Here is a 14050-nt window from a genome sequence, read left to right as displayed (position 1 = left end):
TGACTCACCAGCCACTGAGATAAGATATTTCATTTCAAACCTCGCAGGTTTTAAAAACCTGCGAGGTTTAAATTAATACTCCGTACTTTCCAACCAGCCGTTACACAGTACATCTGCAATGTGCATGGTTTTGATCGCCAGATTGTTTTTATCGATATAACCCTGAAGATGTAAAAGACACGATAAGTCGGTCGAAATGATATAATCGGCCTGTTGCGCCAAGGCGTGATTCACTTTTTGCTCGGCCATAGCAGATGAAATGGCGTCGAATTTTACGGCAAAGGTTCCTCCGAAACCACAGCACATATCGGTATCTTCCATTTCGATCATTTCTAAACCATGTACTTTAGATAATAACTGGCGTGGTTCATCCTTAATCTTACACTCACGTAATGCACTACACGAATCGTGGTAAACCGCTTTGCCTTCTAACTCTGCACCGAAATAATCTTTTTTGGCCACATTCACCAGGAAATCAGAAAGTTCCCAGATGTTCGACTGCAAACTCCGGCATTTATTGTGTACAATAGTATTGGTGAATAAATCATTGTATCCTCCTTTTATCATGCCTACGCAGGATGCCGATGGGGCTACTACATAGGTATTTTCGGTAAAATCGTTCAAAAATTTTGTACCCACTTCCTTTGCCTCATCCCAATAACCCGCATTGTATGCCGGTTGCCCACAACAGGTTTGTTTTGAATTGTAACTAACCTCACATCCCGATTTTTCCAACAACCTTAAGGTATTAAAAGCGGTTTCGGGATATAACTGATCTACAAAACAAGGCACAAATAATTCTACTTTCATCATATTCTAAACGACTGCAAACTTACAATTTTAGCGATTCTTTATGTTCGATTTTTCTTAAAAGCACTAAAAGAATTAATCCAACTATAAAAAATGATGCCAAAGCGATGATGGAGTAGCGAATATTTCCGGTTAAATCTTCGATATAGGCAAAACTAAAAAGCCCGATTACGATAGCCAGTTTTTCCGTTACATCGTAAAAACTAAAAAAGGAAGTCGTATCTTTTGTATCAGCAGGGAGATATTTTGAGTAGGTAGAGCGCGATAAGGACTGGATTCCGCCCATAATTAAACCCACAATAGCGGCCAATGAATAAAACTGATACTCGCTGGTAATGTAATAACCGTAAACACAACAGCCTATCCATACCAACACCACCATAATTAATACGTTGATGTTGCCTATTTTTTTGGCTAAATATGACATCAGCATCGCCCCGGGAATAGCTACCAACTGAATAATCAATATGACGGCAATTAGTTTAGCAGTACCTAATTTCAATGTTTTTTCGGCAAAACCAGCAGCAGCAAGCATAATGGTTTGTACACCCATGGAGTAGAAAAAGAACGAAATCAAAAATCCTTTCAGTTTCTTCATCTGTTTTAGCTGTCCCCATACTTTAGACAATTCACTAAAGCCATCTTTGATGATATTTGTTTTTACTTTATCAAGTTGAGGTGTTCCGTTAGGCAGTACCGAAAAAGGGATCTGTGAGAAACCGATCCACCATACACCAACCAATAAAAAGGACAGGCGTGGGGGAAATGAAGCATCGGTAATGCCAAACCATTCAGGTTTTAGTACAAAAAGAAAACAGATCAGCTGAAGTATAACCGATCCGATATAACCATAGGAAAAGCCTTGTGCACTTACACGGTCCTGGTGTTCTTCAGTTGCGATTTCCGGCAAATAAGAATTACTGAACAATACCCCACCAATATAACCCATTGCCGCAATAGCAAATAAGATGATACTCATTTCGAGTGTATCCAACTTAAAGAAATATAAACCAATACAGGCCGCCCCACCTATATAAGTAAAGAATTTCATGAACGACTTCTTATTTCCTCTTCTATCCGCAATTGATGAAAGCATCGGTAATGCAAAAGCCATAATCAGATAGGCAAATGATAGTGCATAATTGGAGAGTGAAGTATTTACAAAGGTTCTCCCAAAAAATTCTACTTTATCGCCATGTTCTTTTGTTGTGGTGATAATGGTATAATAAGCCGGAAAAATGGTAGAGGTGATGACTAAGTTATAGGCAGAGTTTGCCCAATCGAAAAATGCCCACGAACGGATGGTTTTTTTATTGTTTTTTGTTATCATTTGTTTTTTCGCTTCGCGGAAGATTATACTGATTGTTTGATTGCATGGATTAAATAGTTCATTACAAAACTAATATTTTATTGGTAACTTGACTGGTCTTTTTCTCACATCTCACATCTCACATCTCACATCTCACATCTAAAGATAATACTTCTTCCCATCCGTTTTTATCTTACCTGCATCCAATAATTCTCTAATCGCATCAATTCTTTCCGCTTCGGCACCGTTTTTAATACTGGTCACCAGATCATCGAGGCTTGATGGCTGCTGTTGTAGTAGTGAAATGATTTCAAATTCAATTTCTTCGCCCATTTGGCTTTGGTTTTCTGCTCTTTTCTCAGCCAGGCAAACATCGCAAACACCACATTTTGTAGCATGATGTTCATCGAAATAATTGAGTAACTGCACACTTCTACACAATTTAGACGCAGCATAATCTACTACGGCATTAATTTGCTTGTGCAGGATTTCCTTTCTAAGTGCCAGATATTTCACATCCAGATCGAAATGATCCATATCTACCCGAGGTCTCACATATTGTAACTGGGGCTGATCCGTTTGCTGAATGTAAGTAAGCAGTTCTATACTTTGCAGTTTATTCAATAAAGCGATAATTTCTTTATAAGATAATCCGGTTTTTTTGGCCAAATCGGCCTCATTTATCTTTACAAAACCGTCAAAAGCGCCACCATGCGAACGCAGAATCGTTTTGATAATGCCATCATACACCTTGTTTTCGATCTGAAAACGATAAATATCTTCATGACTGGCAATAAACATGATTCTAGAGGGCAAGAAAACACTTTCAGATAAGGTAAGATATCCATCGTGTTCTAAAAACTTCAATGCAGAAATCGTTTTTAAAACACTGATGTTAAAACGTTTGCAAAAATCAGCTATATCAAAGGTAAAGGTTAAACCTTCACCGGCGCCAAAGGCCAATTGAAAATAATTACCCAGGTAATGATAGGTTTTTCTGATTTCATCTGGTGATGGAAAACTATCGAGATAACGGGATTCCAACCCTAAAACATCCGACTGATTGGCCAATAGCACAGCATAACTCCGTTTTTCATCGCGCCCTGCCCTGCCTGCTTCCTGATAATAGGCTTCTAAACTTTCTGGCAGATCCAGATGTACCACAAAACGCACATCAGCTTTATCAATCCCCATACCGAAGGCATTTGTAGCCACCATGATCCGGGTTTTATTATTTTTCCACTCTTCCTGTTTCAAGAAACGCACATCGCGTTCCAATCCGGCGTGGTAAAAATCTGCTTTAATCTGATTGCGGTTGATAAAATTGGCCACTTCGGCAGTTTCTCTTCGGTTACGTACATAAACGAGTCCCGTACCTTTTACATTCTGGCAAATATCGATCAGTTTTTTATACTTGTCTTCATTTCCGAAGACTACATAACTTAAGTTATCTCTCGCAAAACTTTTAACAAAAACCTGTGGGCCTTTCATTTCCAGTTTCTCTACAATATCCTTGCGTACAAAATCAGTGGCTGTTGCGGTAAGGGCTAAAACAGGCACATTTGGCAGGATTTCGCGGAGTTTGGCAATTTGCTGGTACGGCGGACGAAAATCGTAGCCCCATTGCGAAATACAATGTGCTTCATCTACCGCGATCAGGTTTACATTCATATACGAAATGCGGACACGCACCAAGTCGGCCAATAAACGCTCTGGGGATAAATAAAGGAATTTGATTTTACCGTAAATGCAGTTGTCGAGTAAAATATCGATTTCGCGTTTTCCCATCCCGGCATAAATAGCAATCGCTTCAATGCCTTTCGATTTCAGGTTTTCTACCTGATCCTTCATCAAGGCAATTAATGGCGAAACTACGATACAAATTCCTTCCTTAACCAGAGCTGGAACTTGAAAACAGATCGATTTACCTCCACCGGTAGGCAATAATGCCAAGCTATCTTTTCCTTCTAAAACCGAAGAAATAATGTCTTCCTGTAAAGGCCTGAAAGCCTGGTGTCCCCAATATTTTTGTAAAATCTCTATTGCTGTCATAAATCGGCGGTATCAAAACTATACATTTAATCCAAAATCGCTATTTATTATTGCCAGAAATTGAAAAAATCATCTACAAAAGATTATTAACTTTGCTAAATAAGATAAGTACATATTAGAAACGCAGTTTTCAGATTAAATTCTCTACTTAGGATCGTCATCCTGAATTCATTTCAGGGTCTAAATAGCAGGAAAGATGCTGAAATAAATCCGATAGCTATCGGATCAGCATGACGATGTGACTAAGCTTCAATTTATTTTGATTGATATACTAATCGAAATAAATTGTTAAAACCCTCAGCACTGCCGAGAGAAATAAAAAATAAAATTTTACGAAGACTTTTAGCTACTCATTAAAAGAATTACATAACGCTCAACATCGTTGAGATAAATACGTTTCAACAAAAATTACAACATACGAATTATTTAAATAACCATCCCACATATAATGAAACACTTCTATTTTCTATCCGCTCTTTCCTTATTATTTTTTAGTTCCTATGCCCAGGAAAAGAAATGGGACATTGAAAAATACCAGGGCACAACAAAAAACTTCACTTTAAATACCGACGAAGGCACCTGGATGAACCTCGATGTAAGTGCCGACGGACAGGAAATTGTTTTCGATTTATTGGGCGATATCTACGTGATGCCAATTACTGGTGGTGGAGCAAAATTACTTAGCGGTGGTGCCGCCTGGGATGTTCAGCCACGGTTTAGTCCCAACGGAAAATACATTTCTTATACAAGCGATAAAAGTGGTGGCGATAACATCTGGATCATGAACCGTGATGGTTCTGGCAAAAAACAGGTGACCAAAGAAACTTTCAGGTTATTGAACAATGCTACCTGGATGCCAAACAGCGAGTATTTAATTGCCAGAAAACATTTTACCGCAGGCCGTTCCCTGGGTGCCGGCGAAATGTGGATGTACAACATAAACGGTGGTGATGGTGTACAGCTAACCACACGTAAAAACGATCAGCAAGATGCTGGCGAGCCTAATGTTTCGCCTGATGGAAGATATGTATATTTTAGTGAAGATGTAAGTCCAGGTCCAAATTTCGAATACAGTAAGGATCCTAACGGCACTATTTACGCCATCCGTCAATTGGATTTAACTACGGGAAAATTGATTACCCTGATCGATGAGCAGGGCGGCGCTTGCCGTCCGCAGGTTTCGCCAGATGGAAATTTAATTGCTTTTGTAAAACGGGTAAGATTAAAATCGACTTTATATGTGCAAAATCTTAAAACGGGCGAAGAATGGCCGATAAACGAAGATTTATCACATGATCAGCAGGAAACCTGGGCGATTTTTGGTGTTTATCCAAACTTCGCGTGGACACCGGATAGCAAAAGCATCGTTTTTTACGCAAAAGGAAAAATCAGAAAAACAGAAATCGCTACATTGATTAATAGTACCATTCCTTTTCAGGCCAATACCATTCAAACCGTTCAAAAGGCCCTGCATTTTGAACAACAGGTTTTTAGCAATGAGTTTTCGGCAAAAATGTTAAGACAGTTAACTACCTCACCAGATGGGAAAATAGTTGTTTTTAATGCTGCAGGATATTTATACAAACAGGAATTACCCGCAGGAAAGCCAGAAAGGTTAACTAATGGACTGGATTTCGAATTTGAACCTGCTTTTAGTCCTGACGGTAAATACGTGATTTATACCACCTGGAGTGATGAATTACGTGGCGCCATAAAACGCACTGATTTAAAATCAGGCAAAACCATTACGCTAAGTGATGAAAAAGGTTTTTATTATTCTCCTCAATATTCAACAAAAGGCGATAAAATTGTTTTTAGAAAAGGAAGTGGAAATGATGTACTAGGCTATAATTATGGCCGTGGAACCGGAATTTTTATCATGCCAGCCAATGGAGGAGCTAAAACCCTGGTTTTAGACAATGGAATCCGCCCGCAGTTTAACAACACCGATACCCGCATTTATTTCCAGAGTTATGCAGATGGTAAAAAGGCATTAAAAAGTATTGATTTAAACGGTGCAAATGAAAGAACACACTTTACCTCTCAATATGCCAATCAGTTCGTCATCAGTCCGGATAACAAATGGCTCGCCTTTAACGAGTTGTTCAACGTTTACATCACGCCAATGATCAATGTTGGTACCGCCCAGGATGCATCGGCAGGAAATAAAGCCATTCCGGTGACAAAAGTAACTACCGATGGCGGAACATACATCCAATGGAGTGCGGATAGCAAAAACTTACATTGGACGTTAGGACCAAAATATTTTACCGTTGATGTAAATAGTGCTTTCAATTTTGATGGTACAACACCTAAAACTGAGGCTTCTGCTATCGACATCAATCTGGTTCTAAAATCCGACATCCCTACCGGAATAGTGGCCTTAAAAGGCGCCAGGATTATTTCAATGAAGGGTGATGAAGTAATCGAAAATGGAACCATTCTTACTGACGGAAATAAAATTACGGCGATTGGAAAATCGGATGCCGTAACTATTCCGGCAAACGCCAAAGTGATTGATGTAAATGGCAAAACCATAATGCCAGGTATTGTTGATGTCCACGCGCATTTACGCACCAGTCCGGATGGAATTACCCCACAGAACGACTGGAGTTATATGGCCAATTTGGCTTTTGGCGTAACCACCTCACACGATCCCTCGAGCAATACCGAAATGGTTTTTAGCCAGAGCGAAATGCTTAAAGCAGGTAGAATGGTTGGTCCGAGGGTTTATTCTACAGGATCCATTTTATATGGTGCGGATGGTGATTTTAAAGTGGTGATTAATAGTTTGGATGATGCTTTAGCCAATTTGCGTAGGTTAAAGGCCGTTGGTGCATTTTCGGTTAAATCGTATAACCAGCCACGCAGAGAGCAGCGTCAACAGATTTTAGAAGCTGCCCGTCAATTAAAAATGGAAGTGGTACCAGAAGGTGGTTCTACATTTTTTACCAATATGAACATGGTTGCCGATGGCCACACCGGAATCGAACACAGCATTCCTGTTTTACCTGTTTATAAAGATGTAACCACGCTATGGAACAATACGGAAGTGGGCTACACGCCAACTCTAATTGTAGCCTATGGTGGCCAGTGGGGCGAAAATTACTGGTACGACAGAACCAATGTTTGGGAAAACGAAAAATTAATGACCTATACCCCCCGTTCTATAATTGATGCAAGAGCCAGACGCAGAACCACTTCCGAATATAGCGACTACAACCACATTGATATTGCAAAAGCCACTAAACAGATTGCAGATGGTGGAACCAAAGTTAACCTCGGTGCCCACGGACAGATACAAGGCTTAGGCGCACACTGGGAATTATGGATGCTCGTTCAGGGAGGTTTCAGTCCACTTCAAGCCATAAGGGCCGCAACATTAAACGGTGCAGATTATTTGGGCATGAACAAAGAAATTGGCTCATTAGAAGTGGGCAAACTGGCCGATATGGTGATTATGGATGCCAATCCACTGGATGATATCCGCAATTCGGAAAAAATCAAATATGTAATGATTAATGGCCGGCTTTATGATAGTGCAACCTTAAATGAGGTGGGTACCAGAGAAAAATTGAGAGGTAAATTATGGTTCGAAAATAGTAAGGGAAATGGTTACATCATTCCAAATGGGGAATCAGAAACCTGGACTTTTACAGTTCCACATTGTGATTAATTTTTTTTAGCATAATAATCTAATATTGAGTAAATTTGATTTATGGAAACTGTACTACTTCAAATCAACAACAATAAGGCATACCAACTTCTTAAGGATTTGGAGGATTTGAATATTGTAAAGGTTTTAAAGAAAACAGTATCAACTGATAAAAAAAAATCAGCCCATGATTTTATAGGGCTGATTTCCAAATCAGATATGGATTTGATTGATAAAGCCATTGAAGAAGATTGTGAAAATATCGACTTAGATGGCTGGAAATAAGGTTTTATTAGATACGAATATCATTTCTGCATTATTTAAAGGCGATATTTCTGTTGCAAACCATATTGATAAATCAGAAGTCTATTTAACTTCAATCATTATTGGAGAACTTTGTTATGGTGCAGAATATTCGACCAAAGTCCAACAAAACATCACCAATATTAAACAGCTAATATCAGCTTACGAGGTTTTAGCCATCGATAATGAAACCGCTCTTATATACGGCAAAATTAAGGCTGATTTAAGAAGAAAAGGCACACCTATCCCTGAAAACGACATTTGGATAGCATCATCTGCAATACAACACAAGCTTAAACTAAGTACAAGAGATAAACACTTTCTGGAAATAGCAGGCTTAAAGACACTGGCTTGGTAAAAGCAAACTTAAAGCCCAAGGCCTAGAAAAGAAAACATTTACGTTCTTTCAAAATTGAACCTACCGATCCAATATAACGATTATACATGAAATCGAATAAACTATATACCACTGCCTCCGCTGTATTTTTAATACTTAGCTTGCTTGTTTTTTCGTACAACGGATATTATATTTTGGGTATTCAGACCGTAAATTTATTCTTAGCTTTAATTGCGATGGCTTTTATCACCTCTTTTATAGCTGTAACGAAAGACCGGAAATTTATTGTTTCGTGGCTATTATTGATCCTGAATTCGCTTATATTGATCTGCATTATCTACTTCCTTACACAGTTTAAGATGAAAATGTAAGTTTTGTTATTCATTCTAAATTTTACGCATATCTCTTATGAACATCAAAGACAAAGAAATCATTATTTATTTGATCATCCCTTTAATTGGGATTTTATTTTATATATTCTTAGCAAGAAAAATAGTAAAAGAAAAATTGGATAATTTTCTTCTATTAGAATTTTTCTTGATTTTCACTAATTATGGCGCGCTTATTCAAATATTATTTATTTTTTTTCTGCTCCAATGGTCGGCATTTCTTTATTTGGTTTATTTTTATCTAGCGCTTGTTGCTCCTATAATGATGGGTCTTATAGCATATAGACGTAGAAATTACAAATCGCCATCAAAGTTTGATACATGGGCATACATGGGTGGAGGCTTATATTTCGTTTTTGCGCCTATAGTTTTTATGATTTTATATTTTGCAAATTAAAACTATAATGTTTGCGCTAGTTTCTAAAGATTGCAGCTATAGAAAGACGATTGAATCGTCAGGCTATTTACGCTCGCTGGAACGAGGGTAAGCAAAACTGGACTATCAAAGCACCAGCAAACCGTATTCCCTTAATGTATTGATCGGTTTCGAATACCAGAACAGTTCGAAATTTTCCAATTCATTTTCAAAATCGGCTTTAACCTCCTGGAAAGTGAATACTTTTTCATTAGAAATTGAAATCCTATCTAAAACAGAGGTTAGCCACTCGCCTTCCTTTTTATTGGTTTGTACGGTAAATGTTTCCTTTTTATCTTGAAAAGTAAGTGAAGCCACTTCCCAGGTGTGGCCTTTTTTCGATTTTGTAAAATAATCAGCAGAAGGCTTCCCGCCTATCCATACTACTTTAGCTGTAGGTTTGGTATTAAATTGATCTCCATCATGTAGTGCCCGCTCAATAAAATCTGCTGGAATTTTTGTTCTTGGGATTTTAAAATCGAACCAATCCTGCAGTTCATAATCAAAACAGATGCCGTGCATGAAATTAAAGAGCGATTTCTTTAATCCGAAACTGAATTTATTGTGATCGATACCTGTTTTATCAGTAAAATTAATGTCGTTATTGGCGAAAGTACCAATGGCTTCGGTATCTTTTACCACGCCAAATTTTTCAGGATACATCCCTACCGGACTATGGGCCGTCATCGCAAACTGATGCCAAAAACCTGATTGCAATATCCCTACTTCAAATAACTGGCGTACCATCTCTAAACTGTCTATTGTTTCCTGTATCGTTTGCGTAGGATAGCCGTACATCAAATAAGCATGCACCATAATCCCCGCTTCGGTAAAGTTGCGGGTAACCTTCGCTACCTGTTCTACGGTTACGCCTTTATCAATCAGCTTTAACAAACGGTCTGATGCCACTTCCAATCCGCCGGAAATGGCAATACAACCTGAAGCTTTTAATAGCAAACACAAGTCTTGCGTAAAGCTCTTTTCAAAACGGATGTTTGTCCACCAGGTAACAGCCAATTTCCTTCTAATAATTTCAAGGGCAACCTCGCGCATCAGCGCAGGTGGTGCGGCTTCATCTACAAAGTGAAAACCGTTTTGCCCGGTTTTTTCATATAGATCTTCGATTCGGTCTACAATCAATTTAGCTGCAACAGGTTCGTAAACTTTGATATAATCGAGTGAAATGTCGCAAAAAGTACATTTACCCCAATAACAGCCATGCGCCATGGTGAGTTTATTCCAACGTCCGTCGCTCCACATGCGGTGCATAGGGTTAACAATTTCAATTACTGAAATATATTTGGCCAGCAAAAGGCCTGTATAATCGGGTGTGCCTACATCAGCCTGTTTATAATCATTTCTGAAGGCATCGTTACGATAAACTACTTTGCCTTCTTCCAGCAGAAAAGTCCTTTTATAATAGTGCGCCTCAACGGGAACCGGATGTATAATGTTGTGATACAACAGTTCGATCGGCAGTTCTCCGTCGTCTAATGTGATATAATCGAAGAACTCAAAAACCCTGGCATCAGATAACGATCTTAATTCCGTATTTGGAAATCCACCACCCATGGAGATTTTAATCGACGGATGATTGGCTTTAATCCATTGCGCACAGCGGAAAGCGCTGTATAAATTACCTGGAAAAGGAACCGAAATCAGAAATAATTTGGGTTGAACAGTTTCAATTTTCTCTTTTAAAACCGAAATCAGGATATGATCGATGTAAGTTGGTTCTCTTAGCAAGGCCTCATACAACTCATCAAAAGAATTGGCACTTCTACCCAAACGCTCAGCATAACGGCTAAAACCAAAATTCTCATCAATACACTCTACAATATAATCGGATATATCTTCAAGATAAAGTGTGGCCAAGTGTTTTGCTTTATCCTGTGTACCCATGGCCCCAAATGCCCAGTCTAACTCTTCTAATTGTGAAAAACGCGAAGCCTGAGGCAGAAAATCATCACTACAGATCTGCAGAGCTAAAGTCGGGTTTTTACCTTGTAAAAAAGCAATTACTGCATCAATCGTTTTTAAATATTCATCCTTTAAGGCAAATATCCTTTTTGCGTTATCGCTTTTAGGTTTATGATTGTCTATACTCCGACTCCGCTCAGTGTGACTGAATAAATCTTGCAATCCCTTTTTAGAAAAAAGCCTTAAAATAACCTCAATGCCTAAATCGGCCTGTGTGGTACTGATGTTTTTAGTATTTAGAAAACCTTTTATATAGGCCGTTGCTGGATATGGGGTATTCAGTTGGGTAAAGGGCGGCGTAATGGCGAATATTTCGGTTTTCAAAAGGAATTGTTTTTTCTGCAAAAGTACGGGAATTTTTAATAGAGTCGTCACCCTGTCCCGATCAAAATATCGGGATCAGGGTCTATTCTTCGGAAAAGATGCTGATCCCGAAGCTTCGGGACAGCATGACGAGCCGATTAAGATTATATTAAACTAAATCTCCAATCTAAACGTTTTAACCTTACATCAACACGTTTTCTACCTGAATGAAAGTTTTTTGTTTTTACATCCTGATGCTCTGTGCGCAAATTACCTTTGCGCAAAAAACATTTGTTTTTCCTAGAATTATAACACAAGGTACTTCTGCTGAACAGTTTACCCCAGCCAACTGGACAGTTATTGATCAGGTTCATGGCGACTTGAATAACGATGCGGCAGACGATTTAGCAGTGGTTTTCGAGTACAACAAATCTATTGATGAAACCCGGGTTTATGGCGACAATAACACAGACATTATAAAGGAAACGCAAAAACCGAGAATTTTGGGCATATTTTTCAAGGATAAATCAACTGGTAGTTATCGTTTATCTACCCAGAACAATGATTTCATTCTCCGCTCAGAGGAAGGCGGTAAACTAGGCGATCCGCTTCAACAGATTGCCATTAAAGACCAACAGCTTTATCTGCGTTTCCAGGGAGGTGCCGAATGGCGCTGGGAATTGGGTTATACTTTTAAATTCGAAAACAAAGACTGGTTTTTAACCAGTGCCATAAACCTTTACTTTAACCAAAACAGTGGCGACATGACCGAAAGGGTTTATGATTTTAAAACCCGCGAATTATTTACTACCATCGGCAATCTCCACAGAAGATATATTTCGAACCGGAGAACGAGCGAGGTTTTATACTTTTCTCGGCTGAGAACCTTCAAAACCTTTAAAAAACCCTGGGCATGGGAGGTAATGCCTAATGTTTATTTGTAGCGGAGCAAACCTCGCAGGTTTTAAAAAACTGCGAGGTTTATGCAGAAAAAGAAGTCAAGTTTTATCTGCGCCTTGCTATTTTAAACTTGACTTCTTTCAATTTTAACCTTACTCTGTCTGCTAAAAGAATTGTACAATGGAATACAAGCATTGTTAAATAAACCTGATAGAACGTAAAGCCCGGAGCGAAGCATGAGTGAGGACTTGAAGTGATAGCAGGACTGCAGTATCCGAAGTACTACAGCCGCTCATTTTCAAAATAATATTGAACGCCTTAGCAATAATTAATATTTAAAAACCTGATAGGTTTATCGACTAAATATTCTGCGCAATTACAAAACCGCTCGCCCAGGCCCATTGAAAATTATAGCCACCCAACCAACCTGTAATATCTAAACATTCTCCTCCAAAAAAAAGGTTCGGAATCTTTTTACATTCCAAAGTTTTAGAAGATACTTCATTGGTATCAATTCCACCACGCATTACTTCGGCTTTATCATAACCCTTATCGCCCGCTGGTTTAACTTTAAAGTGATGTATAGTTTGCTCAATTAAATCGATTTCTGATTTTGTTAATGCGGCAACAGGTTTACTCAAAGGTAAAAATTTACCTAAAGCATCGGTGAATTTCCTGGTATACATTCGATTTAACAATGTCGATAATAAAGTTTTACCATTGTTTTTTCTTTCCTTATCCAATATCGACACCATATCCTGATGTGGCAACAGATTTAAATTTATCGTCTCTCCCCTTCTCCAGAAAGAAGAAATCTGTAAAATAGCCGGCCCGCTTAATCCCCAATGGGTAAAAAGAATATTTTCTTCGAAAGAAATTTCACCATTGCTTACTTCGCAAAAAACAGAATTACCTGAAAGCTGAGCAAACCATTCTTCATCTTTACCGGTAATGGTTAATGGCACTAAAGCCGGAGCAGTCTCAATGATTTTCAGATCATGTTTCCTCGCAAAACGTAAGGCAAAATCGGTAGCACCCATTTTGGGAATGGGTAATCCTCCAGTCGTAATCACCAGCTTTTCTGCACTTAAAACAACTGTTTTCCCGTTTTTATCATAACTTACTTTGAAGCCTTCAGGTAATATTTCGATATTTTTCACATCGGCATTACCTCTGATTTCCTGTCCAAAATCTTCACAAATGGAGGTAAAAACCTGTACTACATCCTTTGCATTTTTTTCATCAGGAAACAATTGGCCCAAGGTTTTTTCTTTGCCATTGATGCCATAAGTTTCGAAAAAACGAATGGTATCATCAACCGTCCATTGCGTAAAAGCCGATCTGATAAAATGTGGGTTTGCAGAAATAAACTGCTCAGCCGATGCGAACTGGTTGGTGTAATTACAGCGGCCACCGCCAGAAATTAGAATTTTGGCACCGGGTTTTTCGTTTTTTTCGAGCACAATTACTTTTTTGCCCAGATACCCTGCCTGCGCTGCACACATCAATCCGCAAGCACCTGCACCAATAATTATTGCATCAGCATTCATCAATAAAATTTATTATGGTTACTTTTGCACAAAAGTAGCATTATTTT

At 38.7% G+C, this 14050-nt stretch carries 11 protein-coding genes; 6 read left to right on the top strand and 5 right to left on the bottom strand.

All coding sequences use genetic code 11. From position 1 onward, the window contains the following. Positions 1 to 72 precede the first annotated feature (72 nt). From R2S57_RS11710 to R2S57_RS11700, 3 genes are all read right to left on the bottom strand, one after another. Positions 73 to 810, bottom strand: coding sequence for a (Fe-S)-binding protein (locus R2S57_RS11710; protein ID WP_316845134.1), 738 nt, complete (start codon positions 808 to 810; stop codon positions 73 to 75). A gap of 22 nt (positions 811 to 832) precedes the next feature. Continuing rightward, positions 833 to 2140, bottom strand: coding sequence for an MFS transporter (locus R2S57_RS11705; RefSeq protein ID WP_316845132.1), 1308 nt, complete (start codon positions 2138 to 2140; stop codon positions 833 to 835). Positions 2141 to 2278: 138 nt separating this feature from the next. After that, positions 2279 to 4171, bottom strand: coding sequence for an ATP-dependent DNA helicase RecQ (locus tag R2S57_RS11700; protein ID WP_316845131.1), 1893 nt, complete (start codon positions 4169 to 4171; stop codon positions 2279 to 2281). A gap of 448 nt (positions 4172 to 4619) precedes the next feature. On the opposite strand from R2S57_RS11700, the gene R2S57_RS11695 reads away from it, so the two are divergent. The 5 genes from R2S57_RS11695 to R2S57_RS11675 all read left to right on the top strand — a co-directional run bounded on the left by R2S57_RS11695 (position 4620) and on the right by R2S57_RS11675 (position 9252). Beyond that, positions 4620 to 7847: an amidohydrolase family protein gene (locus R2S57_RS11695; protein ID WP_316845130.1), complete on the top strand. Its 3228-nt coding sequence runs from the start codon at positions 4620 to 4622 to the stop codon at positions 7845 to 7847. A gap of 42 nt (positions 7848 to 7889) precedes the next feature. Then, positions 7890 to 8111: a hypothetical protein gene (locus R2S57_RS11690; RefSeq protein ID WP_316845129.1), complete on the top strand. Its 222-nt coding sequence runs from the start codon at positions 7890 to 7892 to the stop codon at positions 8109 to 8111. Next, complete coding sequence (locus R2S57_RS11685; RefSeq protein WP_316845128.1) at positions 8098 to 8487, top strand: type II toxin-antitoxin system VapC family toxin; 390 nt, start codon at positions 8098 to 8100, stop codon at positions 8485 to 8487. Before R2S57_RS11690 ends, R2S57_RS11685 begins: the two co-directional genes overlap by 14 nt. 86 nt (positions 8488 to 8573) lie before the next feature. Further along, complete coding sequence (locus R2S57_RS11680) at positions 8574 to 8837, top strand: hypothetical protein (protein WP_316845127.1); 264 nt, start codon at positions 8574 to 8576, stop codon at positions 8835 to 8837. A 37-nt stretch (positions 8838 to 8874) separates the two neighbouring features. Then, positions 8875 to 9252: a hypothetical protein gene (locus R2S57_RS11675; protein ID WP_316845126.1), complete on the top strand. Its 378-nt coding sequence runs from the start codon at positions 8875 to 8877 to the stop codon at positions 9250 to 9252. A gap of 105 nt (positions 9253 to 9357) precedes the next feature. Here R2S57_RS11675 and R2S57_RS11670 read toward each other — a convergent pair whose 3' ends face one another. After that, the gene (locus R2S57_RS11670) at positions 9358 to 11574 is read right to left on the bottom strand and encodes a radical SAM protein (RefSeq protein ID WP_316845125.1); all 2217 of its coding nucleotides are present in this window, start codon (positions 11572 to 11574) and stop codon (positions 9358 to 9360) included. A 206-nt stretch (positions 11575 to 11780) separates the two neighbouring features. Here R2S57_RS11670 and R2S57_RS11665 point away from each other — a divergent pair, with 206 nt between their 5' ends. After that, positions 11781 to 12497 (top strand): hypothetical protein, encoded by a 717-nt coding sequence (locus tag R2S57_RS11665; protein ID WP_316845124.1) that lies wholly within the window; start codon positions 11781 to 11783, stop codon positions 12495 to 12497. Between the two features lie 315 nt (positions 12498 to 12812). On the opposite strand, the gene R2S57_RS11660 is transcribed toward R2S57_RS11665, so the two are convergent. Beyond that, on the bottom strand, positions 12813 to 14003 hold the full coding sequence (locus R2S57_RS11660; protein WP_316845123.1) for an NAD(P)/FAD-dependent oxidoreductase: 1191 nt from the start codon (positions 14001 to 14003) through the stop codon (positions 12813 to 12815). Between the last annotated feature and the right edge of the window lie 47 nt (positions 14004 to 14050).

The organism is Pedobacter psychrodurus, assembly GCF_032678585.1.
Lineage (GTDB): Bacteria > Bacteroidota > Bacteroidia > Sphingobacteriales > Sphingobacteriaceae > Pedobacter > Pedobacter psychrodurus_A.
This window is presented reverse-complemented; position numbering and strand designations above follow the sequence as displayed.

Bases quoted from the DNA above. Each gene is read 5' to 3' on its own strand.
- R2S57_RS11685 (WP_316845128.1), top strand. From the start codon at position 8,098: ATGGCTGGAAATAAGGTTTTATTAGATACGAATATCATTTCTGCATTA.
- R2S57_RS11690 (WP_316845129.1), top strand. From the start codon at position 7,890: ATGGAAACTGTACTACTTCAAATCAACAACAATAAGGCATACCAACTT.
- R2S57_RS11700 (WP_316845131.1), bottom strand. From the start codon at position 4,171: ATGACAGCAATAGAGATTTTACAAAAATATTGGGGACACCAGGCTTTC.
- R2S57_RS11705 (WP_316845132.1), bottom strand. From the start codon at position 2,140: ATGATAACAAAAAACAATAAAAAAACCATCCGTTCGTGGGCATTTTTC.
- R2S57_RS11695 (WP_316845130.1), top strand. From the start codon at position 4,620: ATGAAACACTTCTATTTTCTATCCGCTCTTTCCTTATTATTTTTTAGT.
- R2S57_RS11710 (WP_316845134.1), bottom strand. From the start codon at position 810: ATGAAAGTAGAATTATTTGTGCCTTGTTTTGTAGATCAGTTATATCCC.
- R2S57_RS11680 (WP_316845127.1), top strand. From the start codon at position 8,574: ATGAAATCGAATAAACTATATACCACTGCCTCCGCTGTATTTTTAATA.
- R2S57_RS11675 (WP_316845126.1), top strand. From the start codon at position 8,875: ATGAACATCAAAGACAAAGAAATCATTATTTATTTGATCATCCCTTTA.
- R2S57_RS11660 (WP_316845123.1), bottom strand. From the start codon at position 14,003: ATGAATGCTGATGCAATAATTATTGGTGCAGGTGCTTGCGGATTGATG.
- R2S57_RS11665 (WP_316845124.1), top strand. From the start codon at position 11,781: ATGAAAGTTTTTTGTTTTTACATCCTGATGCTCTGTGCGCAAATTACC.